Source organism: Paraburkholderia caffeinilytica, assembly GCF_003368325.1.
GTDB lineage: Bacteria > Pseudomonadota > Gammaproteobacteria > Burkholderiales > Burkholderiaceae > Paraburkholderia > Paraburkholderia caffeinilytica.
In genome coordinates, this window is sequence record NZ_CP031466.1 from 2417635 (window position 1) to 2444215 (window position 26581).

The window sequence follows — 26581 nt, forward strand, 5'->3', positions numbered from 1 at the left end:
CCGCACGCCGCTCGATAAGCGGCGTGCGTGTTGCCGGGGCCAACTGTCCAGTTCGTCGGACTGGAAACCCTTCCTTCGTTACTGCGCGTCAGGCAGCGCCGCTCACGCGTCCAGCCAGACGTTTTCCGCGAACATGAAGCCCATCAGCCCGGCCAGCGGAATCGAGCCGAGGCCCTTGAGTTTCGACGTGTAGGCATCGAGCGCGCTCTGGAACAGCGGAATGCCGACGCCGCCGTTTTCATGCACCAGCACCTGCATATCGCCGTAAATCTTCTTGCGCTTCGCATCGTCCGGTTCGCCGCGTGCCGCAACCAGCATCTGGTCGAATTTCGGGCTCTTCCAGTTCGCTTCGTTCCACGGTGCGTCCGACTTGAAGAACTGCGTGAAGATCACGTCGGCGCTCGGACGCGCGTTGATATTGCCGAAACCCAGCGGATGCTTCATCCAGTGGTTCGACCAGTAGCCGTCGGACGGCACGCGCGACACCTGAAGATTCAGACCGGCTTGCGGCGCCACCTGCTGCAGGAACATCGCCATTTCAACCGACCCTTCGGCCGCCGGCGAAGCGAAGATCTGGATCGGCGCGCTACCCACCTTGGCCTTCTGGAAATGGAACTTCGCCTTGTCCGGATCGAAGGCGCGTTGCGGCAAATCGGCCAGGTAGTACTTGTTGGTCGGATCGATCGGCTGGTCGTTGCCGATCGCGCCGTACCCCTGGAAGATCGCGCGGCGCATCTGCTCGCGATCCTGCAGATACATCATGCCTCGCCGAAAATCGTCGTTGGCGGTAATGCCGCCTTCGTCGCGAACAATCAGGTCGGTGTACTCGCCCGTCTTCGTCTCCAGCACGCCGAAACCGCCGGCGCTCTTGATCTGGGCGGTCGAGCGCGGGCTCACCGCATTGATCAGTTGCACGTCGCCCGAGAGCAGCGCGTTCACGCGCGCCGATTCGTCGCCGATACCGATCAGTTCGACTTCGTCCAGGTGCGGCAGGCCCGGCTTCCAGTAATTCGCGTTCTTCACGCCGACGGTACGCACGCCCGGCGAGAACTCCTTGAGCTTGAACGGGCCGGTGCCGACCGCCGTTTTGAAGTCCTTGGTGCCGTCCTTGATGATCTGGAAATGCGAGGTTGCGAGAATCACCGGCAGATCGGCGTTCGGACCTTCCAGCGTGATCGTCACTTCGTTCGGGCCCGTCGCCTTCACTTCCTTGATCTGATCGGCCAGCGTCTTCGCTTTCGACGCCGTTGCCGGATCCTTATGGCGCATGATCGAATACACGACGTCCGCCGGCGTGAACGGCTTGCCGTCGTGGAACTGCACGCCGGTGCGCAGCTTGGCGACCCACACCGTCGCATCCTTCGTATCCAGCGAGGTGGCGAGCGCCATCTTCGCGCCGAGATGCGAATCGAGTTCGGTCAGGCAGTTGTAGAACATGAAGCCGCGCACGTAGTCGGTCCCGAGCGCGCCCTTTGCCGGGTCGAGCGTGTCGGAGGCCGAAGCGGACTGCGTCGCCACGCGGATCTTGCCGCCCTGCTTCGGCTTCGCTTGCGCCAATGCCGCGCCGCTCGCCGTCAGAAGACCGGCGCCCGTCACCGACATCATCCCGGCCGCGGCCATCGCGCGCAACACGCCGCGCCGCGACGCGCCTTTTGACGTCAACCGCTCCAGCTCGGTGCCGAGTTGAAAAGCGTCATGTTGTGAGGTTTCCTTATTCATCGAACTTCTCCGCGAGGGTGACAGGGATAGCTGCGTGGTTTTAATGGCAAGTGCAACAGTGAAGAATCAATAGAAAATGTCTTTGATGCGGTAATACGTCCCCACCAGCGGGAGGAACCAGGGTTTGCCGGTGTGGCCTGGAATCGCGGGCCATTCGGACTCGCGCCACGGGTTGCGCTCTTCGTGGCCGTCCATCACGTCGGCCATCACCTGGCCCATGTGCGTCGACATCTGCGTGCCGTGGCCGCTGTAACCCAGCGAGAAGTAAATCCCGTCGTGCTGACCGGCATGCGGCAGGCGGTCCGCGGTCATGTCCACGAGGCCGCCCCAGCAATAGTCGATGCGGGCATCGGCCAGCATCGGGAACATCGTGGCGAGCCCTTGCTGCAGAATCCTGCCGCTCTTCGCATCGGAGGGCCGCTCGGACGCCGTGAAGCGCGCACGGCCGCCAAACAGCAACCGCGAATCGGGCGTCACGCGGAAGTAGTTGTGCATCAACCGCGTGGTGGTGTACGCGCGGCGGTTCGGAAACACCTGTGCCAGCAGTTCCGGCGAGAGCGGTTCCGTCACGACGATGAACGAACCGACCGGCGCAAGCCGCCGCCGATACCAGCCGAACGGACCATGCCGGGACGGGCCGGTGGCGATCAGCACCTGCTTCGCGCGCACTTCGCCGCGTGCCGTGGTGACCTTGAAGCCGCTGCCGTCCTTCGCGATCGCGCTAACCGCCGCGTTTTCATAGAGCTTCGCGCCGCGGCGAACCGCGGCATCGGCGAGTCCAACCGTGAACTTGCCCATGTGCATCTGGCCGCCGTGCCGTTGCAGCAATCCGCCGTAAAAACTGTCCGACTGGATTTCGCTGCGAATCTGTTCACGTCCGATCAGTTCGATATCCGTATCGACTTCGCGCCGGATCAACGCCGCCGTCTTCTCCAGATGCGCCAGGTGATGCGGTTTCGACGCCAGCTTGAGCTTGCCGGTCGCGCTGTAATTGCAATCGATGTTTTCCTCGCGAATCAGACGCTCGACCGTGTCGACCGCATCCGAAAACGCGCGGTAGCAGGCACTGGCCCGCTCCACGCCGAGTTGCGCGACCAGCGCGACGAAGTCCTGCGCGACGCCGGTATTGACCTGACCGCCGTTGCGCCCGGACGCGCCGCCGCCGATGCGCCCCGCGTCGAGCACCGTCACCGAGGCGCCGCGCTTGCCCAACGCCTGCGCCGCCGACAACCCGGTGAAGCCGCCGCCGATCACGACGACATCGGCCTGGCCCTCGACCGGACCTTCACACGCCGAAACGAACGGCGGCGCGGTGTCGAGCCAATAGGAATCGAGCTTCATCCGGTCTGTCCTTGAGATAGGCAATAAGCGAGGCGAACAATAGGCAAACGACGCTTACAGGCCGAGTTCCGCGGCCAGATGCGGAATGTCGTTGACTTCGTAGTACTGGTAGTACGGCGTCGACGGTTCGTGGCCGCGCTTGACGAAGGCCTTGTGCTTGATGCCCATGTCGTGTGCGGTCATCAGGTCGTAGCGCAGGCTCGACGACACGTGCAGCACGTCTTCCGGATTGCAGTTCAGCTGGTCGAACATGTATTCGAAACCTTGCATGCGCGGCTTGTACGACTGCGCCTGCTCGGCGGTGAAGACTGCGTGGAACGGCGCGCCGAGCTTGTCGACGTTGCTCTGGATCTGGTTGTTCGACGCGTTCGACAGAATCACCAGCTTGTACTTCTTCGCCAGACGCGAGACGCCTTCCGGCACATCCGGATGCGGACCCCAGGTCGGCACCGCCAGATAGATCTTCTCGGCTTCCTGCTCGTCGAACGCGACGTTCATGCGCTTGCATGCGCGGCGCAACGCGTTGACCACCACGTCGCGATACGGCTTCCATGCGCCGAGCACTTCGTCGCGACGATAGCCCGCGTAGAACGCAACGAGCTTCTCCAGGTCGTCGCCTTGCAGCACGTGGCCGAACATTTCGCGGGTCATGTCAGCCATGCGAAATTTGGTGAGCGTGCCGTAGCAGTCGAAGGTGATGTACTTCGGTTCGAAATCGATCATGGTGCAGTCCTATCGTGGTGGTGAACCCACATTGAGTTCAGTGGCGAAAACAGCGTTGCATGGGACCGGAGTCAGTGCTTTCCACTCACTCCGCCCGACAGGGATAGCTCATTCCTGTAAAAGATTTAATCAGCGCAAAAACATAGATGTTCCTGATTCGGGCGCCACGGATGACACAAACCATGCGTTTTGAGGCCGCTGCGCAGCACAGTCTGCGGTGGACGGGCTGGAAGCCCCGTCCGTATTGGCGTTGCCGGATTCGTGCTGAGCGGTTCGCTGGCGGGCCGGTGAAGCCCAAACCCATCGAGCCGTGTACGGGTTTCTGCTTAGGAAGCCTTGCTACCATCAAGGCCGCAGGTCGATCAGCACGCTCTTGAAGCGCAGGTTCGCTTCGTAAGCCTGGCGGCCGAGGTCCTTGCCGATGCCGGAGCGCTTGTAGCCGCCGGTAGGGATCATGAAATCGGAGGTGCGGCCGTAGCGGTTGACCCAGACCGTGCCCGCTTCGAGGCCGCGCACGAAGCGCAGCGCCCGGCCGAGGTCCGCGGTATGCACGCCGGCCGCAAGGCCATACTCGGGATGCTGGGCGAGCGCGAGCGCTTCTTCTTCGGTATCGAAGGTCTGCAGCGTCAGCACGGGGCCGAACACTTCTTCGCGCACGGCTTCGGAGTGGGCGGTGACGTCCGTGAGCAAGGTGGGGGTATAGAACGCGCCACTCGATGCACCGGCCGCCCCGCTATCCGCCCGCACGCCGCCGAAGCGCAGCGTCGCGCCCGCCTCCAGCGTGCGTCCCACGATCCCTTCGATGCGCGCCGCCTGTGGCGCCGAGATGATCGGCGACAGCGTAGTGCCGGCAGCCCACGTCGCACCGGGTTTCAACTCGGCGAAGACCTTGCCGATGCGCTCGGCAAGCGGCTCCGCCAGGCTTCGCTCGACCAGCAGCCGCGAGCCCGCCACGCACACCTGGCCCGCATTGCCGGTGATGGCGCCGGCGATCCGCCGCGCCACGTCGTCGAGACGCGGGGCGTCGGCGAACACGATTTGCGGGCTCTTGCCGCCCAGTTCGAGCGTGACCGGCTTGGTGCCGCTGTTGGCGCAGGCCGCCATGATCGCGGCGCCCGTGCGTGTGGAACCGGTGAAGGTCACCTTGCTGATCTTCGGATGGCGCACCAGCTCGTCGCCGGTGACACGGCCGTCGCCCTGAATCACGTTGAAGATGCCGGCCGGCACGCCCGCCTGAACGGCCAGCTCGGCGAGCCGCAACGCCGAGAACGGCGTCATCTCCGATGGCTTCAGCACGACGGCGTTGCCCGCCGCCAGAGCGGGCGCGATCTTCCACGACGCCATCACCAGCGGGAAATTCCATGGCGCGATGGCCCCGATCACGCCGTACGGCTCGGCGATCGTCATGCCGAGGTGGTCGTGATCGGTCGCGGCCACGTCGCCACCCAGCTTGTCGGCGAACTCGGCATAGAAGCGGATGCCTTCGGCGGTGAACGGCACGTCCCAGCCAATCGCCTGAGCAATCGGTCGCGTCGAACCGAGCGCTTCCAGACGGCCCAGGTACGGCGCGTCGGCTTCGACCAGCTCGGCAAAACGGCGCAGGATCTTCGCTCGCTCACGCGGCGCCATGCGCGCCCAGCCGCTTGTTCTGAAAGCCTGCCAGGCGTTCTCCACCGCGCGGTCCACCATCCCGGCGCCGGCCAGCGGAACGGAGGCGTAGATCACGCCGTCAGAAGGGCGCGCCACCTCGATGCGACGCTCGCCGCCGTGCTGGCCGCCATGTTCACCGCCGCGCTCGCTCGCGTCGACATACTCGCCGCCGATGAAATGCCCGCTGCGAATCGCGACGTCGTCCGGATTGAAGCTGTCCATGAGAAAGGTTTCCTGTGTGACTGGCTGATAATCCCGGGCGACGTATCCTCGCCACGCCGCCGCCATGACAAAATCGTAGAGCCGCAGGCGCGGCATATATCGCCGACAAAAATCCCCGCGCAGCAGAACACGCTTGTAATACGCGGTGAAACGCGGCGTTTTGCATCGATTTTCGATGCGGCCCTTTCCGGCGGCCCGGATAAAAAGATCGTCCTAGTCACATCGCGCACCGGATGACAAAGTGACGGCGTAAGCCTTCAGCCATCCAGGGAGTACGGCGTGTCCGATTCGATTACCTACAGACGCTTTACCCACGACGACATCGCCGCCGCGCACGCGCTGACGGTCGAGCTCAAATGGCCGCATCGCGCGGACGACTGGAGATTCGTGGCGCTGCTGGGCGTGGGTTTCGTCGCGGAAGATGCGAGCGGCGTGATCGGCACGGCGTTGTGCTGGAAATACGGCGCCGACCGCGCCTCGCTGGGAATGGTGATCGTCTCCCCCGAGCAGCAGGGGCGCGGCATCGGCAGGAAACTGATGGAGCTGGTGCTGGAAGAACTCGGCGGCCGGGTCACGTTTTTGCACGCCACCACCGCCGGCCAGCCTTTGTATGAAAAGCTCGGCTTTCGCGCGGTCGGCACGCTCGATCAGCATCAGGGCGCCGCCTTCCAGCCGCCCCTGGTTTCGTTGCCGCCCGGCGAACGCCTGCGCCCGCTCGGTTCGAGCGATACGGCGCGGCTGGTCGAACTGGCCTCGCAGGCAAGCGGCCTGGACCGAGGAGAAGTCTTGCCGGCACTATTGAGCGCCGCCGACGGCATCGCCCTCGACCGCGACGGCGAACTGGTCGGCTTTGCCCTGTTTCGCCGCTTCGGCCGGGGCTTTGCGATCGGACCGGTGGTCGCGCCCGAGTCGGAGGATTCGAGCCGCGCCAAAGCGCTGATCAGCCACTGGCTCGCGCTGAACGAAGGCGTGTTCGTGCGCATCGATACGCCGGGAGAGAGCGGGCTGACCGAATGGCTGGAACAGTTGGGGCTGCCGCGCGTGGATACGGTCGTCAAAATGGTTCGGCATGCGGCGCCCGCCGACCTTGCGGCTTCAGGCAATGCCGGCACCCGTGGCGCCGCCGGCAAGAACGCGCCCTATCTGCAATACGGCATCATCAATCAGGCGATCTGCTGATCCATCATGGCCTTCCTTTATAAAGCCGACCCGGCGCGCGGCGCGCAATGGGCCAAACTCTTCGCGCAGAAAGCACCGAACCTGCCGTTCCACGTCTGGCCCGATCTCGGCGACCCGGCCGCGATCCGCTACCTCGCCGCCTGGCAGCCGCCGGAGGACCCCACCCGCACCTTCCCGAACCTCGAGATCGTGTTCTCGGTCGGCGCGGGCATCGACCAGTTCGACCTGTCAGGCGTGCCAGCCCATATCCCGGTCGTGCGGATGATCGAGCCGGGCATTATTGAAGGGATGATCGAGTACGTCACGCAAGCCGTGCTGACGATCCATCGCGATCTGTTCGACTATGGTCTCCAGCAACAGCAGCAGGTCTGGCGCGAAGTGCCCGCCAAGCCGGCCAGCGCACGCCGCATCGGCGTGCTGGGGCTCGGCGTGCTGGGCACCGCCGTGCTGGAAAAGCTGCGGCTCTTCGGCTTTGCCTGCGCGGGGTGGAGCCGTTCGCCGCGCGAGATCGAGGGCGTCGATTGCTATGCGGGTGAAGGCGGGCTGGATGCGTTTCTTGCCCGCACCGACATCCTGATCTGCCTGTTGCCGCTCACGCCCGCCACACGCGGCCTGCTCGATGCCGATCTGTTCGCGAAGCTGCCGCGCGGCGCGTCGCTGATTCAAACGGGACGCGGTCCGCATCTGAATCAGCCCGATCTGCTCGCGGCCCTGGACAGCGGCCAGTTGCACAACGCTATTCTCGACGTCACCGATCCCGAGCCGCTGCCCGCCGGTCATCCGTTGTGGACGCACCCACGTGTGCGCATCACGCCCCATATCGCCAGCGCAACGCGGCCCGAGAGCGCGGTCGACGTGGTGCTCGAGAATCTGCGCCGCCATCGCGAAGGCCTGCCGATGCTCGGCCAAGTTGACCGGGCGCAGGGATATTGAAAGTGGCGCGCAATGGAGCGCCCATCCGGCGCGGCTTTTCAGCGTCCGCAGCAGAAAATGCTGAGGCCGCGCATCAAAACGCGTCGGACGCGCTTTTCGGACAATTGTTTAGGTGAGCAGGCGATCGCCCTGGGTCAGTAGTATGGAACGGTCAACAGCCCTTCCCCGCGACGAGAAACCATCATGCCGATTCATTCGCTCATCGAAGCCGACCGCAAGCATCTGATTCACCCCGTCATCAACTACCGTCAGCACGAAGCCCGCGGCGTCACCGTGCTCGAGTCCGCCAGTGGCGCGTTCCTGCGCGACGCGGCCGGCAACGAGCTGCTCGACGCCTTCTCCGGCCTCTGGTGCGTCAATGTGGGCTACGGCCAGCAAAGCATTGTCGACGTCGCCACTGAGCAGATGAAGAAACTGCCCTACGCGACCAGCTATTTCCATTTCGGCTCGGCTCCGGCGATCGAACTGGCGCAAAAGCTGGTGGAGGTATCGCCCGCTTCGCTGCAACACGTGTATTTCACGCTCGGCGGGTCCGATGCCGTCGATTCGGCCATCCGTTTCATCACGCACTACTTCAACGCGACCGGGCGGCCGTCGAAGAAGCACATCATCGCGCTGCAACGCGGCTACCACGGCTCCTCGACGATGGGCGCGGGGCTCACCGCGCTGCCCGCGTTTCACCGCAATTTCGATCTGCCGCTGCCGACCCAGCATCATCTGCCGTCGCCGTACGCGTACCGCAACGATTTCGCCAGCGACGCCGCCTTGATCGCCGCCTCGGTGGCCGCGCTCGAAGCGAAGGTGGCCGAACTCGGCGCGGACAACGTCGCGGCCTTCTTCTGCGAACCGATCCAGGGCTCGGGCGGCGTAGTCGTGCCGCCGGTCGGCTGGTTGAAAGCAATGCGCGAAAGCTGCCGCAAGCTCGGCATTCTGTTCGTCGCCGATGAAGTCATCACCGGTTTCGGACGCACGGGTCCGTTGTTCGCGTGCCAGGGCGAAAACGTCGAACCGGACCTGATGACGGTGGCGAAGGGGTTGACCGCCGGCTATGCGCCGATGGGCGCCGTGCTGATGTCTGACGAAATCTACCAGGGTATCGCCGACGGCGACGCCGAGGCGATCGTCGGCCACGGCCATACGTATTCGGCGCATCCGGTCAGCGCGGCGATCGGTCTCGAAGTGCTGCGCCTGTACCACGAAGGCGGCCTGCTCGCGAACGGCGTGGCGCGCGGCCCGCGTTTCGCCCGCGGCCTCGACGCTTTGCTCGCGCATCCGCTGGTGGGCGACTCGCGCCATCGCGGCCTGCTCGGCGCGCTCGAACTGGTCTCGGACAAAGACACCAAGGCCGGTTTCGATCCATCGCTGAAACTGTCCGAGCGGATCGCAGCTGCGGCGTATGAAAACCGCCTGATCTTCCGCGCCTTCGGCGACAATATTCTCGGCTTTGCACCGGCGCTGTCGTACACCGAGGCCGAGTTCGATCTGATGTTCGAACGCCTCGAAAAAACCCTCGACGACGTTCTGGCGCAAGCCGATGTCCGGGCCGCGCTGAAGGTCAAGATTCATGCCGCTGCGTGCTAGAGTAGAGGACTGTTCCAGACCCTTTCACCCATCGCCGGAGCGATAACGTTACGATGAGCAGCGACAGCAAGCTAGACCGAATTGACCTGCGCATACTTTCCCAGTTGCAGAAGAAAGGCCGCATAACCAACGTCGAGCTTGCCGACGCGGTCGGCTTGTCGCCCAGTCCTTGCCTGATCCGGGTCAAGCGCCTGGAGAAGGCCGGCTACATCATCGGTTACGGCGCGCAGATCCAGCTCGAAAAGCTCGGCGACGTCCAGATCGTGTTTACCGAAGTCACGCTTGCCGATCATCGGCGGGAAGACTTCATCAAGTTCGTGAACGCGATCAAGGACGTCGACGAGATCGTCGAGTGCCATCTGGCGAGCGGCGGCTATGACTACCTGCTGAAGTTCGTCACGCGCAGCGTGAGCCACTACCAAAGCATCATCGAGGGACTGCTCGAACGCGATATCGGCATCGAGAAGTACTTCAGCTACGTCATCATCAAGTCGCCGTTCGTGAAGAGTCACTATCCGCTCGAAACGCTGTTCTCGCAGAATCACAGCTAGCACAGCAGCCTGTTACGGATAATCGCTAAACCGGGATGTCGGTTCGGTTTCCGTTGTCGCCGGTGTATAACCCGGCACATTCGCGCGAAACTGATTGAGCAGACCGTTATCGACCTGCGAAAAGCCTTTGAGCTGAAGTTGCATCAACACGCGCGTGCCGGTGCTGGGCGACGTGGTCGAGCTGGTGGCGTTGGTGTATTTCTCGAACGCCACGCCAAGCGACCAGCAATCCGCGTCGTATTGAAGTCCCAGCAGGCCCGCGATCAGCCGATGGGCGCTCATGTCGTAGTTGACACGCGCGACACTGACAACGTTGCGCATGAGCGGCCATTGCTCGGAGACGATGAACTGATTGACCGGTTGATAGTCGAGCGTGCTGTTGGCGCGCGTGTAGCGATACGCGACGTTCAACACCTGCCGTGAAGCCGGCGACCAGCCAAAGCCGGCTTCCGCATTCGTCAGATAGTGGTTGGCCTGACTGTACTCCACCGCCTGTTCCGCTGAAAAACCCGCGCCCAGCTTGTACGACGCACCGGCAATCACGGCCGTGCGCGCAACGGTGCCGACTGCGTCGTCGGTGTTGAGGGTCACGCGGGGCGTGCGGAAATCGTACTGCTCCGCAAGGACGAAACGCGATCGCTCGTCGCCGCTCGCGGCATCGATGAAACGCGTCGTCAGTGCCGCCGTAACGCGGTTGGCGTCGGACACCCGGTCATTGCCGACAAAGCTGTTGGGCATGAACAGCTCCGCCAGCCCGAAATCGGCCGTCGCCGTATCGAACAGTGGCGCGTACGACTGATTGCGGTAAGGCGTGTACACATAGAACAGCCGCGGTTCGAGCGTCTGGATGTACGACTGCCCGAAGAGCCGCACGCTTCGCTCAAAGCGCAGGCCCGAATCGAGCGTGAAGGTCGGCACGTTGACGTCGAACGTCTTGGGCTGCCCGGCGGGCGCATCCGATCCGATCGTCGTCAGGTCGTAGGCAGCGAAATGCCAGGCGAGCTTCGGCGTGATAAACCAGCCGGGACGCTCGATCGGATAGCTGACGTAAGGGTTGAAAACGAAGCGGCTGCCTTGCGTCGCATCCGCTGACGAAATCGTGAAGCGCGTCGCGTCCGTTTCGGCGCCGAAGTCGAAGCCTCCCACGTTATAGCGCGCGTATTTGACATTGACCTGCGGTTCGCGGTTATAGGTCGAGTCGCTTGTGAAGGCCTGCCAACGCTGCTCGCGCGCCAGCACGCTCCACGGCCCGTCCGAGTAAGTCAAGCCCGCTTCCTGCTGATACAGCGTGGTGGACCCCGTCGGAAACGCGACGCCCGACGCGAGATCGGTCACCACCGTCGAGTCCGACACCCGGTTGTAGTTGACGTAAGCACCGAAGCCCGAGCCGAAATTCCAGTTCTGCTTCAGCGCAATCGAGTAGCGGTCGGTTTTGGTGATCGCATCATGGGGCAACCATGCGAGCGAGATCGTTCCCGAATCGTTCGGTTGCAGATAGCGATAGTCCGCCGTCAACATTTCGCCTCGCTTCGACATGATGCGAGGCGTCAGGGTGAGATCGTAGTTCGGCGCGAGGTTGAAGTAGTACGGCAACGCGACGTCGATGCCGTTGGTCGAACTGATCGAGAACGTGGGCGGCAGGAGGCCACTGCGCCGCGCGCCGGACAATGGAAACGACAGCCACGGACTCGCCAGCAGCGGCACGCCCTGAAAGAAGAGCACGCCGTTGTGCGCAATCCCTTCGTCGTTGCCGGTGTCGATATCGAATTCGGATGCCTTCAGATACCACGCGGGCTCCGACTCGCATTGACACGTGCTGTACGTACCGTGATGAACGACCGTGCGCTCGTTGTCGACCAGGTCCGCGCGTTGAGCGCTTCCCCACCCGCCCGTCAGATGAAACCGGTACTTCGGTACGCTGATATAGCCTTCATTCGCTTCGACGTAGAAATGCGCGTCCGGTCCATCGAACACATTGCCGTTGTCGACCAGCCGCACCTGTCCGTAGGCGTCGGCCTTGTCGGTATCGACGTCGTAGTGCAGCGCATCGCCTTTGACGATCGACGCGTAACGCCGCAGTTGCGCGTGCCCCTTCAGCGAAACGTCCGTGTCGGCGGTCGTGGTCACCGAATCGGCGATGGCCGCGGTGACGGGTTTATCGCCCGGCCGCAAGGGTTGCTCGGTCAGTTGCGGATCGAGCCGCAGACCCCAGACGCCGTCGAGCGGTTCAGGAATCGCAGACGCGCCGACTAGTTGCGCATATCCGGCGAGCGGCACGCATCCCGCCGTACCCAGCATGAAAGAAACGAGAGGCCTTAAGCGTAGGCGTCGAAATACACCGCGTAGTATCAAAACAGATAAGAATCGGAAAGGAAGTCAGGCGCATCAAGGCGAACGGAGACCCTGACTTGCGTCAGGATGAACAGCGGCGAATGCACGCGGCGCTATTGGAGTGTGGCGTCGTGAGAGCGAAGGCCGGCTGCGCCTGCCGCGCCCGCAGCGCCGCTCAGCGCCTGCTGCAGATACGGAATCTGCTCGGCCGGCAATGAAAACGACAGCCCCGCGCTGCCCGATAGACGAAACCGGATGACCACCATCTCCATGCCGTTCAATCGGCCGACTTCCCAGCCCTGGCAATGCAATGCGAAGCCCATGTCCTGATTGTTATGAATCACGCGGTCGGCGTGCTCGATGGCGTTCGGCAGCGCCACCAGCAGATCGTTGAGCACCGAACGGTGGATTGCCGCCGTGGGCTGATTGCCGTGGATCAGCAGATATTGACCGTCCGCCGTCAATTGCATGTCGGTGATCGAATTCAGCATGAAGGTCGACGGATCAGACATGACGTGTGCCCTCCGGCGTAAGCTCGGCGCGGCCTGCCGCCCCGCTCGCCCTGCTGCTGGGCACGGCGCGCAGCGCGCGCGTCGACGCCATCGCCAGATGGACTGAAAAGATCGGTGAGGAACTGACGCGCAAGACAGCCGCAAGAACCGCCGGGGAAAAAAATTCAATCATGAGCACTTCTCCAGATCGCGTTACGCAGGTAGCGGAATCGACAATTTGACGATAGCAGTGCAAGGGCGCCGCCAGGTTACGCGCGGACTACGCTTCTTTTGCGTCTGTAACGCATTATTTCGACACTCGCCCGCCAATCGGCGTCTGCCCGTGCATCCGCACGCTGCGCACGTTAACTGCCTGAATGGTTGGAAAGTTTTCCGTAACGATCGGCGAGAGACGCGTCCCTATACTTCGCGCTTTCCAGAGCCATGGAACGTCGTTTCGAATGCGTCGCTTGCCTTCGAGCGCTCTCATCTGCGCTCCGCGCGCTGCATCAGGACTGAAAACCCAAGATGAAACTTCAAGTTTTAACGAGCCGCATCGCCGGCGCACTCTCGCTCGCCGGTGTCGCGCTGACCAGCGGTTCTGCCCACGCCGCGCAGCCGTTCGTGGTGCAAGACATCCGGATCGAGGGATTGAAGCGCGTCGAACCCGGCACCGTGTTCGCCTACCTGCCCATCAAGCAGGGCGCCACGTTTAGCGACGATAAGGCTTCCGAAGCCATCCGCGCGCTATACGCCACGGGCTTCTTTAACGACGTCAACATCTCGACAGAAGGCAATGTCGTCATCGTTCACGTTCAGGAGCGTCCGGCGGTCGGCACGATCGACTTCGCCGGCATTCACGAGTTCGACAAGGAAAACCTGACGAAAGCGCTCAGTGCGGTCGGACTCTCGCAAGGCCGTTACTACGACAAGGCGCTGGTCGATCGATCCGAGCAGGAGCTGAAGCGCCAATACCTGACGCGCGGCTACTATGCCGCCGAAGTCACCACCACGATCACGCCGATTGACCGCAACCGGGTCGCGGTGCTGTTTTCCGTCGTGGAAGGCCCGAGCGCGAAAATCCGCCAGATCAACTTCATCGGCAACGACGTTTTCAGCACGGACACGTTGCGCGACGAAATGCAGATGTCCACGCCGAACTGGTTCTCGTGGTACACGAAGAACGACCTGTACGCGAAAGACAAGCTGACCGGGGACCTGGAACGCATTCGCTCGTACTATCTGAACCGCGGCTATCTGGAGTTCAACATCGAGTCGACCCAGGTATCGCTCACGCCGGACAAGAAGGAGATGTACCTCACGGTCGCGCTGCATGAGGGCGAGCCGTACACGGTTTCGTCGATCAAGCTCGCGGGCAACCTGCTCGATCGCGAAGCCGAGCTGACGAAGCTGCTCAATATCAAACCGGGCGAGCGTTTCTCCGCGGAAAAACTGCAAGCCACCACCAAGGCGATCGTCGACAAACTCGGCGAATACGGCTATGCGTTCGCCACCGTCAACGCGCAGCCGCAGATCGATCAGCAACACCACAAGGTCGACCTGACGCTGCAAGTGGATCCGAGCCGCCGCGTGTACGTGCGTCACATCAACGTGGTCGGCAACACGCGCACGCGCGACGAGGTGGTGCGCCGCGAAATGCGCCAGCTCGAAAGCTCGTGGTTCGATTCGAATCGCCTCGCGCTGTCGAAGGACCGGGTCAACCGTCTCGGCTACTTCACCGATGTCGACGTCACCACGGTGCCGGTGGAAGGCTCGCAGGACCAGGTCGACGTGGACGTCAAGGTGAGCGAAAAACCGACTGGCGCGATTACCTTGGGCGCGGGCTTTTCGTCCACGGACAAGGTGGTGTTGTCGGCCGGGATTTCGCAGGACAACGTGTTCGGTTCGGGCACCAGCCTCGCCTTGAACGTGAACACCGCGAAGACCTATCGCACGCTGACGCTGACGCAAACCGATCCGTACTTCACGGTGGACGGCATCAAGCGGATCACCGACGTCTACTACCGAACCTCCTATCCCCTTTACTACTATACCGACACGAGTTTCCGGATCATCACGGTCGGCGCGGACCTGAAGTTCGGCATTCCCTTCTCCGAAGCCGACACCGTTTACTTCGGCGCCGGCCTCGAACAGAACCGGCTCTCCATCGATTCTTCCACGCCGCAGAGCTACAAGGACTACGTAGCCGAATTCGGCAGCGTGGTGAACAACGTGCCGCTCACGGCGGGCTGGGCCCGGGACAATCGCGACAGTGCGTTGGTGCCTAGCCGGGGCTACTTCGTGCAAGCCAATGGTGAAGTGGGCACGCCGGCCGGCAACACCGAGTACTACAAGGCGGACGTTCAGGCGCAGTATTACTATTCCTTCTCGCGCGGCTTCATTCTCGGCCTGAATCTTCAGGGCGGCTACGGCAACGGCTTTGCCGGAAAGGCCTATCCGATCTTCAAGAATTACTACGCGGGCGGTATCGGCTCGGTACGCGGCTACGAATCGGGTTCGCTCGGCCCGACCGACAAGACGACCGGCGATCCGATCGGCGGCTCGCGCATGGTCGTGGCCAATGTCGAGATGACGTTTCCGTTGCCGGGCAGCGGCTGGGACCGGACACTGCGCATCTTCACGTTCATGGACGCGGGCAACGTCTGGGGCAACGAAGGCAACAGTACGGGCGCCAACGGCTTGCGGTACAGCTACGGCGCGGGTCTCGAGTGGATTTCACCGATTGGCCCACTCAAGCTGTCGCTTGGCTTCCCGCTTATCAAACACTCCACCGACAAGTACCAGAAATTCCAGTTTCAGATCGGCACATCGTTCTGATCGCATCGTTCTGGTCACCCACACCCGCGGTCACGGCATGAGGACCGCGGGCATCGCCTGCTTCATTCAGTCGCGCTCTTAGTCGCCCTCTCAGTCGCCCTCTTAATCTCCCTCTCAATCGCGCTTTCAGTCGCGCCAGGGCGCCCAACCGGCATGAGCCGGTTCGCAGCCCCTTCAACGCACCGCATCTCCGTCCTCCTGCTCCAATTTCACAAAGTCTCCTCAATTTCACCATTCTTGCTCCGACATTGATACCTATCATTCGCTCATCATCAGAGCGGCCCTGTCCGGTCCGCTTTTTTTGAGTTCGACAGGTCGTACCGAAGCCGTAAATGGATGAATGGGTTGAACGTGACCATCGCACGGATTGCAACCGTCGATTCCGGTTGGGAGCTAACGCAGATTTATGACGATCAGCCTTCTTGTAGTCGAACCGGATCAAGCCGTCCGGGACCAGTTGCGCTTTCACCTTCACAAGAATCAGATCGCGCTCTCAGTGCTGTACAGCGCGGCTCAGCTTGTCAGCCGGGTGGAACTGGAGTGTCCGTCAGCGATTCTGTTGCGTGCGGAGTCGCCGATGAGCGAGGCGCGAGAAGCGCTCCGGCAACTGCGGTTAGCGGGCTACGACATGCCCATCTTCGTACAGAGCACCTCCGACGAGGTCGTCGACAAAATCGTCGCCTTCGAGTTGGGTGCGGATGACTATGTCGTCGACCCCGTCGATCCATACGAACTGACCGCCAGGATCAAGCGTGCCGTGCAACGCTGCAACCGGTCGCTTTGCGACGCGCCGGAAATTCGTGAGAAGGTCGTGTTCGGCAGCTATCAGATAGACTTCGCTACGCGGCGTCTGCTCAAGGACGGCTGCGAAATCTCGCTGCGCTCCGGTGAGTTTGCCTTGCTCAAGCTGTTCGCCAGCAACCCGATGCGAATCCTGACGCGCTCGATGGTCAACAGTCAGCTAGGAAGAGCGGAGAGCCAGAAGGCCAGTCTGGATGTTGCGGTCTGCCGCTTGCGCGGCGTGATAGAGGACGATCCGTCCAATCCCAGGTTTATTCAAACCTTGCGCGGACGAGGCTATATGTTCGTACCGTCGCTCGAGTAGCCAGCCTTGATCACCCTCAGTCGCCCTCAGTCGCCCTTAGCTACCCTTAGCTACCCTTAGCTACCCTTGCCCGGGCGCGGGAGAAAGCGAGCGGCATTGCACGCTGCATTGCGTGCTTGCCGCCATGCCGGGCTACTCCCGACCTTCTTCTATTGCGAGCTGCATGATAGGCAACGTCATCGCCGCGTCGATCACGTCGACGATGTCCATATCGTCGACATAATTGGAATACAGGTCACTGGTCGCCGCCAGCAGGCCACCGAACCCGTAGTGGAAATCCGCCGGAACGATTGGCCTGAATCCCGACGCATAGTGCGCCCGTGAGATGCACCCGTTCAGATCGTCGGCGACACCCGCAGGAATGCTGTGTTTGCCGGGTGCAAAAACACTGACGCTCTCCTGGCCCAAACCATGGCGGATCGAAGGACAACAGATCGATGCCACGACCAGGACGACGATGAGAATGCGCATAAGGAAATGTTCAAAGTTGATCCTGCAAGTCAGACAGACATAGGATACCGAAGTTTTTTCGATTCAATTACACGCCATTTCCGGGCAACCGGGCCGGCTTGCGGAAACGAAGTTCCGCAGCGCTCAGCCGCGCCGCAACCGCACCCGGCCCGCAGGCGTCGTGGCGTCGTCCGCCATGGTGTGGCGCTGGCCGTTGCGATGCACGCGCACGCGCTCCCTGATTTCGGCCACGGTCGCCGCGCCTCGCACGGCAATGCACGAGTACTCACCGTTGCGGTTGATCCATTCGACGATCCGGCAGCACTCGCCCCACGGCTGCATGAGCGGTGCGGACACGCGGCAGCCGCGTATCTTCACGACGTCCGTTGCCAGTGGCGTACGAACGCCGTTTTCAGCCGCGCCGCGGGTTGCGGCCGCGGCAGCTGTCTTTCGGCCGGGCCGGAAACCGCGCGACTCGGCACGGTTCACAGATGAGGAGACTTGCATGGGATTGCTCCACTGACGGATCTGACCACCGGCCTTAGCCTCGCTATCAGGCCAAGGCCACTGTAAAAGTGCCACACCATCATAGCCAGACAACACGCAGACACAACGAAGAAAGGATGGAGAAGTTGTGGAGATTCGCCGGTTACTGCGGATGGACGCCGCATTCATCTAGAATTCAGCCATGCAAAGTGAAACTATCCGAATTCGTCCGAGCCGCCCTTTCTGGACCCTTCTCTCTCGCGCGCGGCAGCAGCGAATGACGGTGCGCTTTGGCATTACCTGGAAAATGTTTCTCGCGGTACTCGTCGCTTGCCTGGCGATTTCCTTGACGATGGGTTACGCCTTGCGCGTGAGCTTCGAAAACGGTTTCCTGCACTACGTTCGGGAGCGCAACGCCGGGCGCATCAAAGCCGTCATGGCGAAGGTGACGAGCGAATACGCCGCTCACGGCAACTGGAATTTCCTGCGGGAGCATCCCGAAGCATGGGTCGCGCTGCTGGACGGCGCCGCACACGACGCCCTGCGCGAAGAACTCGCCACGGCGCAGCTGGGCAAGCTGCCGGGCTGGAGAACCTTTCCCGGGAGCGGCAGCGTTCAGCAACTGCTTGGGCCGCTCTCCGGTCCGTCCGAAGGACCGCACTGGGGCATGCGCCTGCCGCCGGCTCCGCCGTCCGGTCCCGACATGGCGATGGAGCGCGACCGTGTGTCGGCAAGCGGTGTCGCGAGCGGCGACAGCCGCTATGACCGGCCGCCTCCTTTAGCGCCTTTGGCTTCGTCTCCCGCCTCGCCGCCGTCGCGTGAAGGCGTGAACCGCGACACGCCGCCCGAAGGGCCGCCCGTCACCCTCTACGATGCCGGCCACGAACTCGTGGCGAGCACCGGCCAGCCGCCGCCGCCCGGCAGCACGATGAGACCCGTTGTGTACGCCGGCAAGGTCGTGGGCTGGCTGGCCGTGAACGGGCCCGACACCCTTTCGGACGCCGCCGACATCGCGTTCCAGGCCCAGCAGAAGCGTGCCACCTGGGAGATCGCGGGCGTGGCTATCGTGCTCGCGGCGCTAGTCGCGCTGGGCCTTGCGCGCATCGTGCTCGCGCCGGTCAAGCGCTTGATGAATGCGACCCACCGCCTGGCCGGCGGCGACTACACGACCCGGGTGCCGGCCGGCAGACGCGACGAGCTCGGCCGGCTTGCGGGCGACTTCAACGTATTGGCCGATTCGCTGCAAAAAACCGAGCGCTCCCGGCGCAATTTCATCGCGGATATTTCACACGAGCTGCGCACGCCGCTCGCCGTGCTGCGCGGCGAACTGGAAGCCATCGAAGACGGCGTGCACGTGTTCAACCGCGACTCGCTCACTTCGCTGCAAGCCGAAGTGAACATGCTCAACAAGCTCATCGAAGATCTATACGAGCTTTCTCTGAGCGATGTCGGCGCGCTCAGCTATCGCAAGACGCCGACCCACGTCGGGCAACTGGCGCGCGCCTCGATCGAGGCCATGCGGGAGTCGTTCAAGGCGAAACGAATCGAGCTCGACCTGACCTGCATGCAGGACATGGCCGACACGACTTTCGCGGTCGATCCCGCGCGTTTCGTGCAACTGCTGAAAAACCTGCTGCAGAATTCATTGCGTTATACCGATCCGGACGGCCACGTGCGCGTGTCGCTTTCGCGGAGCGCGAGCGGCTGGCAACTCGACGTGCAGGACTCGCTGCCCGGCGTGCCCGAGGCCGCGCTCGAGCATCTGTTCGACCGCTTCTACCGCGTGGATGAATCGCGCAGCCGCCAGAACGGCGGTGCGGGCCTCGGCCTCTCGCTGTGCCACGCCATTGTGACGGCGCATGGCGGCACGATCGGCGCCAAGGCCTCGCCCCTCGGCGGGGTCTGGATCACTGCCCGCTTTCCACCGGAAGGAGACCTGACATCATGACCGAAGGGCGCCCTTCGCACATCCTGATCGTCGAGGATGAACCCAAGCTTGCCGCCGTGCTCGAAGCGTATCTGCAGCTCGAGGGCTTCGCCACCACGATTCTCGACGACGGCCATCAAGTCATGCCCTTCCTTCGCTCGACGCCGCCGTCGCTGATGCTGCTCGACCTCATGCTGCCCGGGCGCAGCGGCATGGACATCTGCCGCGAGCTAAGGCAATTTTCGGCATTGCCCGTGATTATCCTGACCGCGCGCATCGACGAAATCGACCGTCTGCTGGGTCTCGAGATCGGCGCCGACGACTACGTCTGCAAACCGTTCAGTCCGCGCGAAGTGGTGGCGCGCGTCAAGGCGATCCTGCGCCGTGCCATGCCGGCCGCCGCGGCGGCGGACGGCTTGCCGGGGCAACAGGGGCAACAGAGTCCACAAGGTCTCCAGGTCGACGAGCAGTTTCATCATGCCTTGCTCGACGGCAAGGAGCTCAAGCTCACACCGCTTGAATTGCGGCTCCTCGCGCTGCTGATGAAATCGCCGGGACGCATCTTCTCCCGCGACTACCTGCTGAGTCATCTGTACGCGGATCACCGGGTGGTCACCGACCGCACCATCGACAGCCATATCAAGAACCTGCGCCGCAAACTGCAGGGCGCGCGGCCGGACAGCGAGCCTATCGCGTCCGTGTACGGCGTGGGCTACCGTCTGGAAATCTGATCGACGGGATCGGACGCCGCCATGCCGTTCCTTCCGCGCGCCAGCCGTTTTCGAATTCAGCTCGCCTGCCCCGTCGCCGCTGTGTCAGGCGGCGGACTCCATTGCGCGAACTCCTCGCTCAGAAAGTCGACGCACACCCGCACTTTCGCCGACTGAGCCAGCCGCGCCGGATACACCGCCCACAGGTTCGCGGGTTGCGTGACATCCGGCAAGACCTGCTGCAACTGGCCGCTGTCGAGCAACGGCCGCACATCCCACATCGAGCGCAGCACGATTCCGCGCCCGGCCAGGGCCCATTGCACGGCCACCTCGCCGTGATTGGTCGAGAGCGGTCCGGTAACCTTGATCGACGCCGCCTCGCCCCGCACCGTCAAACGCCAGAGGCCGAATGGATGGTCGCGCTCCTTGATCGCCAGACAGGCGTGCGACGACAGGTCCGCGAGTTGCCGCGGCGCGCCGTGCCGCGCGAGGTATTCCGGCGACGCGCACAGCACCCGATGATTCGACGCGAGCCGTTTGGCAATCAGATGCGGCGCGATTTCGTCGCCGATGCGGATATCGAGGTCGAAGCCTTCGCCGCCCACGTCCACGAGACGGTCGAACAGATCGAGCCGCACGCTCAGTTGCGGATACCGCTCGGAGAAGCGGGCCAGCGCGGGCGCGACGAAACGGCGGCCAAAGCCGAAGCTGCTGGAAATACGCAGCTTGCCGCCGGGAATGCGGCGCGTGGTGGAGACGTCTTCCACCAGTTGCTCGACGTCGTCGAGAATCTTTTCGGCCCACGTGTAGACGCGTTCGCCGGCCTCCGTTATCGCGACGCGCCGCGTGGAACGATGCAACAACCGCGTACCGAGCGTAGTCTCGAGCACGTTGATACGTTTGCTGACGTACGCCGCGGACACCGACAGCGCCTCCGCCGCCGCGCTGAAACTCGATTTGCGCGCCACTTCGCAAAACACGCGCAAATCGCCTAGATCGGGTGATGGGACGGCGTTCATGGGTCGCTCGATCGTGGTGAGTTTGTACACGATTCGTGCACAGTGGCTTAACTAAAGCGACTATTTTAAGCTCAAACAGCAGGAATAAAATAACCGCTATCGAAACGTCGAAAATCCCAACGGAGGAGCAGGAACATGTCGAAGACCTATCGCATTGCGGTCATACCCGGCGACGGCATTGGCGTCGAAGTGATGCCGGAAGCCATTCGCGTGCTGGACACCGTGAAAAAACGCTTCGGCATCGAACTCGAGTATCAGCACATCGAGTGGGCGAGCTGCGATTACTACGCGAAGCACGGCAAGATGATGCCGGACGACTGGAAAACCCAACTGCAATCCGCCGACGCGATTCTGTTCGGCGCGGTCGGCTGGCCCGACACGGTGCCCGACCATATCTCGCTGTGGGGCTCGCTGCTGAAGTTCCGGCGCGAATTCGACCAGTACATCAATCTGCGCCCGGCCCGGCTTTTCGCGGGTGTGCCTTCGCCGCTCGCGGGCCGCAAGGCGGGCGACATCGATTTCTGGATCGTGCGCGAAAACACCGAGGGCGAGTATTCGTCGGTGGGCGGCGTGATGTTCGAAGGCACCGAGCGTGAATTCGTGCTGCAGGAATCCGTGTTCACGCGGCACGGCAGCGAGCGCGTGCTGAAGTTCGCATTCGATCTCGCGCAGCGGCGCGAACGCAAGAAGATCACCGTGGCCACGAAGAGCAACGGCATCGCGATCAGCATGCCGTGGTGGGACAAATGCGCGGCCGGCATCGCGGCGCAGTATCCGGATGTGACGTGGGACAAGCAGCACATCGACATTCTCTGCGCGCGCTTCGTGCTGAACCCGGATCGCTTCGACGTGGTGGTCGCGACCAATCTGTTCGGCGACATCCTCTCCGATCTCGGTCCTGCCTGCACAGGCACCATCGGCCTCGCGCCCTCGGGCAATCTGAATCCGGACCGCAAGTTTCCCTCGCTGTTCGAACCGGTGCACGGCTCGGCGCCCGACATCGCCGGCAAGAACATCGCCAATCCGATTGCGATGATCTGGTCGGCCGCCATGATGCTCGACTTCCTCGGCAATCACGAAGGCAAGGAACGCGAGGCGCATGACGCGATCCTCGCCGCGATCGAAGCGACACTGATCGAAGGTCCGCATACCGGCGACCTCGGCGGCAAGGCGAACACCACCGAAGTCGGCCAGGCCATCGCGGCCAAACTCGGCTGAGCCTGTCGATCTGCCGACCCCAACCCTCTGCGAGGACACGTTCGAATGAGCATGGAAGCCTATCCCATCGAGGTCGAGTTCCCCGATATTTCGATTCACGAGCAATCGCCGTCCGGCGTCGCCTACGTTCATACGTTCGACTCGGGCGTGCCGGGACCGCACGTGATGATCAACGCGCTCACGCACGGCAATGAAGTGTGCGGGGCGATCGTCGTCGACGAACTGCTGCGCCGCGCGTTGCGGCCGCGTCGTGGGCGCCTCACGCTTGCCTTTGCGAACGTCGCAGCGTATCGGCGCTTCGACCCGGCCAAGCCCGACGCCGCCCGCTTCGTCGATCAGGACTTCAACCGTGTGTGGACCGCCGCGGTGCTCGACGACACGTCGCGCACGTCGAGCGAATTGGCCCGTGCACGCGAGATGCGCCCGGTGATCGACACGGTCGACGCACTGCTCGATCTGCATTCGATGCATGAAAAAAGCAAGCCGCTGATCGTGGCGGGACCGCTGCAGAAGGGCATCGACCTTGCGGTGCGTCTCGGCACGCCTGCCACGGTGATCTGCGACGAGGGCCATCCCGAAGGCCGCCGCATGCGCGATTACGAAGGCTTCGGCACGGCCGATAGCCCGAAACACGCGTTGCTGATCGAATGCGGACAACACTGGGAACAGAGCGCGGTAGCCGTGGCCCGCGACACGACGGCGCGCTTCCTGCTGCTGGCAGGCGTAATCGACGAAGCTGATCTGCCGGAAGGCTGGCTGGCGCCGCTGCCGCCCGCTCAGCACATCGTCCGCGTCACGCAGCCGGTGGTCGCGACCAGCATGGATTTTCGTTTCGCGGCGCCCTATACCGGCCTGGAAATCTTTCCGGACGCCGGTGCGGTCATCGGCTGGTCGAACGGCGAGGCCGTGACCACGCCTTACGACAACTGCATGCTCGTGATGCCGTCGCTGCGGCAGTTGCGTCCGGGCGTCACCGTCGTGCGGCTCGGCAAGATCGAACACACCGTGACGAGCACAAGCACGAACACGAACGGCCGGTGATTCGGCTCATGCACATTCAAAAGGTAACGTGAAAATGAAGGTTCAAAGCATCAAGCAAAGCGTGAATCTGCAGAATCTCGAGGACTGGGGCACGGCAGGGCTGCCCGGCACGCCGCCGCTTCAGGTGTCGGGCGTGCAGCGTGTGATCAGGGGCAGCGAAGCCATCGACACCGGTATTTTCGAATGCACGGCGGGCACGTATCGCCGCTCGGTCAAGCAGGCCGAGGTGATGCACTTCCTCGCGGGGCGCGGCCGCTTCACGCCCGACAACGAAGAGACCATTCATTTCGAAGGCGGCGACACGCTCTTTTTCGAAGCCAATACAGAGGGGCTTTGGGAAGTCGAGGAAACCATGCGAAAGGTGTATGTGATCTTCTGAGCACGGCCTGAAAGACTGCTCCGGGCGCCGCCTTCCGGCGCTCGTCTTCCGCCCATTTCCACATTTCCACGCCACCCCACTCCCGGCGCAACCTGCGCCGCGGCATCCGCAGCCATTCGCGCGGTCCTTTCGCTCTGCCCCATTCGATGGGTATCGGCGCCATGGTCGGGTAATCCCGCGTTGCTCCTCGTTGTCAAACTACTTACAGTTCGGCGTGTTCTTATAGAGAATCTGGGTTCTTTATGCGAACAATTTGGATGAAATTATCGGCGCCCGGGGCACCGGTATCGTCTTGCAGGTCAAGGCAGGCCAACCAGTCCGAGTGCCATACACTGTCGAAGCGTACCGGCCTCTGTGCGCTGCCGGCGGTCGGCATCGTGCTCCGCTTCCAACCGGCGTACGATCGTAAAAGAAAGGAAGGCTCGTCACGGCGAGCCTTTAAGTATTGTGCAGTCAGGAGGCCATCATGAGCCGCAGCAACGCTGTGAACGTTCAAACGTTTATCAACGACCACCCCTTCTCGCCGTTCCAGTGGCTCATCTTTTTCATGTGTTTCATCATCGTCCTGCTGGACGGTTTTGACACCGCCGCGATCGGCTTCATTGCACCGTCGCTGATCGCCGAATGGGGCATTACCCGGCCGGCGCTTGCGCCAGTGCTCAGCGCGGCGCTGTTCGGCCTCGCGTGCGGCGCGCTCGTCTCAGGGCCGCTGTCCGACCGGCTCGGGCGGCGCTCCATGCTGCTCGGCTCGGTGCTGCTGTTCGGCGTGACCTGCTTCGCTTCGGCGTTTTCGGACAGCATCGAACACCTGACTGTGCTGCGCTTCATCACCGGCGTCGGCCTCGGCGCGGCCATGCCGAACGCCGTGACGATGATGGGCGAGTACTGCCCGGATCGCCGCCGCGCGACCGTGATCAATCTGATGTTCTGCGGCTTCCCGCTGGGCGCGGCCTTCGGCGGCTTTCTCGCCGCATGGATGATCCCGCACTTCGGCTGGCGCAGCGTGCTGCTGCTCGGCGGCATTACGCCGCTGTTGCTGCTGATCGTGCTGGTGGTGAAGATGCCGGAATCGGTCCGCTACATGGTGGCCAACAGCAAGCCGGTCGAACGGATTCGTGCAGCGCTCGCGCGCATTTCGAGCGAAGCCGCGCAGGCCGACAGCTTCGTCATGACCGAGACCGCGCCGCAAACCGGCGGCAAGGGCATGACCGTGGTGCTGTCGCGCTCCTACATCATCGGCTCGGTGATGCTGTGGATCGCCTACTTCATGGGCCTCGTGATCTTCTACGCGTCGATCAACTGGATGCCGATTCTGCTCAAGGACGCCGGACTCACGCCGCAACGCGCGACGCTGATCTCCGCGCTGTTCCCGCTCGGCGGCGTGGGCGCCGTGCTGTGCGGCGTGCTGATGGACCGCTTCAACGCGAACCGCATCATCGCGGCCTGCTATGCGCTGACCGCGGTGAGCGTGTATTTCATCGGCCAGGCGGTCGGCAATGTCGGCGCGCTGGTGTTTATCGTGTTCGTCGCGGGCGTGCTGATGAATACCGCGCAATCGTCGATGCCGGCGCTGGCCGCCGCGTTCTATCCGACGCAAGGTCGCGGCACGGGCGTGGCATGGATGCTGGGGATCGGCCGCTTCGGCGGGATCGCGGGCTCGTTCCTCGTGGCTGAACTGACGCGCCGCCACTTTACGTTTGGCGGCATCTTCGCGATGGTCGCGGCGGCGGGTCTGATTTCGTGCGTGGCCTTGCTGATCAAGCAGGCGGCGCGGCCACATGTCGCGGTGGAGGCTGGGGCGAAAGCGGAATCGTTTGGGCATTGAGTCGGGCCGTCGACGATAGGCCTTCCCAGCGCCGATAGCCGAAGGGTCGACACGTACGGCGCTGCGATCGACCCGTTCACTACAGCCGCGCGTAAGGCTGCGACAACGCCTTTGCGGACCTGATGAGATCTTCCAGCATCGTCGTGCGCTTTTCCGGAGCCGTATCGCGGCTCGTCATAAAGCAAAGCGCGGCGACTGCCAGCCCTGTTCGGTCATGGATGGGCGCGGCCATGCAGTATCGAAACGTGTGCGAAAGACCTTCGGTGCAACAGTAACCCTGTTCGGCCGCGCGCCCGACATCGCGGAGAAAGTTCTCGAATTCAACACGCCTGCCGTTGTCGAGAATGAAGTCCTCGTCTGGAATCAGTGCGCGAATCTCGTCCGCGCGCAGGTGTGCGAGCAACAGGCGGCCTGTCGCGGTCCACGGAATCGGCACCTTCACGCCGATATCGGAACTGATATTGAACGGTCGCGAACTGTTCTCCGACAGCACCACGGTGTACTTGTTACCCTCGAGCATGCACAACTGCGCGGTCTCATCGTGGTCCCTGACCAGCGCGATGATTGCCTGGTGCGCGCGGCTTATCAGATCGTTGTGTACGGCGTAATCGGCGCCGTAGTAATGCATCTCGCGGCCAAAAAACACACTGCCGTCCGCCGCGGTTTCGAGCCATCCCGCCTCCGCGAGAATGGTGACCAGTTCATAGATGCTCGAGCGCGGCGCCCCGGTTGCTTCAATCAATTCACGCATCGTCATTGGACGCCGCGCGATATGCAACTGCCTGAAAATTCCGATGACGCGGTCAACTCCCCTGGCCCTCGATGATTCTGGTGCAGACATTCCTTCAACTCCGTCGACAAT

23 protein-coding genes are annotated in these 26581 nt (G+C 62.8%); 12 read left to right on the top strand and 11 right to left on the bottom strand.

All coding sequences use genetic code 11. The features are described 5' to 3' along the window. Positions 1-102: 102 nt before the first annotated feature. From DSC91_RS10785 to DSC91_RS10800, 4 genes are all read right to left on the bottom strand, one after another. On the bottom strand, positions 103-1719 hold the full coding sequence (locus DSC91_RS10785; protein ID WP_115778112.1) for an ABC transporter substrate-binding protein: 1617 nt from the start codon (positions 1717-1719) through the stop codon (positions 103-105). Between the two features lie 66 nt (positions 1720-1785). Then, complete coding sequence (locus DSC91_RS10790; RefSeq protein ID WP_115778113.1) at positions 1786-3060, bottom strand: NAD(P)/FAD-dependent oxidoreductase; 1275 nt, start codon at positions 3058-3060, stop codon at positions 1786-1788. Between the two features lie 54 nt (positions 3061-3114). Beyond that, positions 3115-3783, bottom strand: coding sequence for a haloacid dehalogenase type II (locus DSC91_RS10795; RefSeq protein ID WP_115778114.1), 669 nt, complete (start codon positions 3781-3783; stop codon positions 3115-3117). Between the two features lie 345 nt (positions 3784-4128). Beyond that, complete coding sequence (locus DSC91_RS10800; protein ID WP_115778115.1) at positions 4129-5655, bottom strand: aldehyde dehydrogenase family protein; 1527 nt, start codon at positions 5653-5655, stop codon at positions 4129-4131. Positions 5656-5934: 279 nt separating this feature from the next. Between DSC91_RS10800 and DSC91_RS10805 the strand changes: the two genes are divergently transcribed. The 4 genes from DSC91_RS10805 to DSC91_RS10820 all read left to right on the top strand — a co-directional run bounded on the left by DSC91_RS10805 (position 5935) and on the right by DSC91_RS10820 (position 9899). Next, the gene (locus DSC91_RS10805; RefSeq protein ID WP_115778116.1) at positions 5935-6834 is read left to right on the top strand and encodes a GNAT family N-acetyltransferase; all 900 of its coding nucleotides are present in this window, start codon (positions 5935-5937) and stop codon (positions 6832-6834) included. A gap of 6 nt (positions 6835-6840) precedes the next feature. Beyond that, positions 6841-7767, top strand: a complete 927-nt coding sequence (locus tag DSC91_RS10810; RefSeq protein WP_115778117.1) for a 2-hydroxyacid dehydrogenase — start codon at positions 6841-6843, stop codon at positions 7765-7767. A gap of 183 nt (positions 7768-7950) precedes the next feature. Beyond that, the gene (locus tag DSC91_RS10815) at positions 7951-9348 is read left to right on the top strand and encodes an aspartate aminotransferase family protein (RefSeq protein ID WP_115778118.1); all 1398 of its coding nucleotides are present in this window, start codon (positions 7951-7953) and stop codon (positions 9346-9348) included. Between the two features lie 53 nt (positions 9349-9401). Then, the gene (locus tag DSC91_RS10820; RefSeq protein WP_115778119.1) at positions 9402-9899 is read left to right on the top strand and encodes an Lrp/AsnC family transcriptional regulator; all 498 of its coding nucleotides are present in this window, start codon (positions 9402-9404) and stop codon (positions 9897-9899) included. Positions 9900-9911: 12 nt separating this feature from the next. Here the strand turns inward: DSC91_RS10820 and DSC91_RS10825 are convergent, their stop codons facing one another. The 3 genes from DSC91_RS10825 to DSC91_RS10835 form a co-directional block, all read right to left on the bottom strand. Further along, positions 9912-12197: an LPS-assembly protein LptD gene (locus tag DSC91_RS10825; RefSeq protein ID WP_115778120.1), complete on the bottom strand. Its 2286-nt coding sequence runs from the start codon at positions 12195-12197 to the stop codon at positions 9912-9914. Between the two features lie 146 nt (positions 12198-12343). Further along, positions 12344-12742 (bottom strand): hypothetical protein, encoded by a 399-nt coding sequence (locus DSC91_RS10830; RefSeq protein WP_115778121.1) that lies wholly within the window; start codon positions 12740-12742, stop codon positions 12344-12346. Continuing rightward, entirely contained in the window at positions 12735-12914 is a 180-nt protein-coding gene (locus tag DSC91_RS10835; protein ID WP_115778122.1) for a hypothetical protein, read from the bottom strand. Before DSC91_RS10835 ends, DSC91_RS10830 begins: the two co-directional genes overlap by 8 nt. 335 nt (positions 12915-13249) lie before the next feature. Between DSC91_RS10835 and bamA the strand changes: the two genes are divergently transcribed. Together bamA and DSC91_RS10845 are read left to right on the top strand one after the other, a co-directional pair. Further along, complete coding sequence (gene bamA, locus DSC91_RS10840) at positions 13250-15559, top strand: outer membrane protein assembly factor BamA (protein ID WP_175172007.1); 2310 nt, start codon at positions 13250-13252, stop codon at positions 15557-15559. A 406-nt stretch (positions 15560-15965) separates the two neighbouring features. Beyond that, complete coding sequence (locus DSC91_RS10845) at positions 15966-16664, top strand: winged helix-turn-helix domain-containing protein (RefSeq protein WP_115778123.1); 699 nt, start codon at positions 15966-15968, stop codon at positions 16662-16664. Between the two features lie 132 nt (positions 16665-16796). Here the strand turns inward: DSC91_RS10845 and DSC91_RS10850 are convergent, their stop codons facing one another. Further along, positions 16797-17135 carry a hypothetical protein gene (locus DSC91_RS10850; RefSeq protein ID WP_115778124.1) on the bottom strand — a complete coding sequence of 113 codons (339 nt, stop codon included), beginning with the start codon at positions 17133-17135 and terminating at the stop codon, positions 16797-16799. A 123-nt stretch (positions 17136-17258) separates the two neighbouring features. Next, complete coding sequence (locus DSC91_RS10855; protein ID WP_115778125.1) at positions 17259-17621, bottom strand: DUF2866 domain-containing protein; 363 nt, start codon at positions 17619-17621, stop codon at positions 17259-17261. 256 nt (positions 17622-17877) lie between these two features. Between DSC91_RS10855 and DSC91_RS10860 the strand changes: the two genes are divergently transcribed. Together DSC91_RS10860 and DSC91_RS10865 are read left to right on the top strand one after the other, a co-directional pair. Further along, complete coding sequence (locus DSC91_RS10860; RefSeq protein ID WP_115778126.1) at positions 17878-19548, top strand: ATP-binding protein; 1671 nt, start codon at positions 17878-17880, stop codon at positions 19546-19548. Beyond that, positions 19545-20258 carry a response regulator gene (locus DSC91_RS10865; protein ID WP_115778127.1) on the top strand — a complete coding sequence of 238 codons (714 nt, stop codon included), beginning with the start codon at positions 19545-19547 and terminating at the stop codon, positions 20256-20258. Before DSC91_RS10860 ends, DSC91_RS10865 begins: the two co-directional genes overlap by 4 nt. A 56-nt stretch (positions 20259-20314) precedes the next feature. Here the strand turns inward: DSC91_RS10865 and DSC91_RS10870 are convergent, their stop codons facing one another. Then, positions 20315-21256, bottom strand: coding sequence for a LysR substrate-binding domain-containing protein (locus DSC91_RS10870; protein WP_115778128.1), 942 nt, complete (start codon positions 21254-21256; stop codon positions 20315-20317). A gap of 135 nt (positions 21257-21391) precedes the next feature. Between DSC91_RS10870 and DSC91_RS10875 the strand changes: the two genes are divergently transcribed. The 4 genes from DSC91_RS10875 to DSC91_RS10890 all read left to right on the top strand — a co-directional run bounded on the left by DSC91_RS10875 (position 21392) and on the right by DSC91_RS10890 (position 25719). Next, positions 21392-22474, top strand: coding sequence for a tartrate dehydrogenase (locus DSC91_RS10875; protein ID WP_115778129.1), 1083 nt, complete (start codon positions 21392-21394; stop codon positions 22472-22474). A 45-nt stretch (positions 22475-22519) separates the two neighbouring features. Continuing rightward, the gene (locus tag DSC91_RS10880; RefSeq protein WP_115778130.1) at positions 22520-23515 is read left to right on the top strand and encodes a M14 family metallopeptidase; all 996 of its coding nucleotides are present in this window, start codon (positions 22520-22522) and stop codon (positions 23513-23515) included. Positions 23516-23549: 34 nt separating this feature from the next. Then, a complete protein-coding gene (locus DSC91_RS10885; RefSeq protein WP_115778131.1) occupies positions 23550-23894 on the top strand; it encodes a cupin domain-containing protein in 345 nt (114 codons plus the stop codon). A 466-nt stretch (positions 23895-24360) separates the two neighbouring features. Then, on the top strand, positions 24361-25719 hold the full coding sequence (locus DSC91_RS10890) for an MFS transporter (protein WP_115778132.1): 1359 nt from the start codon (positions 24361-24363) through the stop codon (positions 25717-25719). Positions 25720-25798: 79 nt separating this feature from the next. Here the strand turns inward: DSC91_RS10890 and DSC91_RS10895 are convergent, their stop codons facing one another. Next, a complete protein-coding gene (locus DSC91_RS10895) occupies positions 25799-26560 on the bottom strand; it encodes an IclR family transcriptional regulator (RefSeq protein WP_115778133.1) in 762 nt (253 codons plus the stop codon). Between the last annotated feature and the right edge of the window lie 21 nt (positions 26561-26581).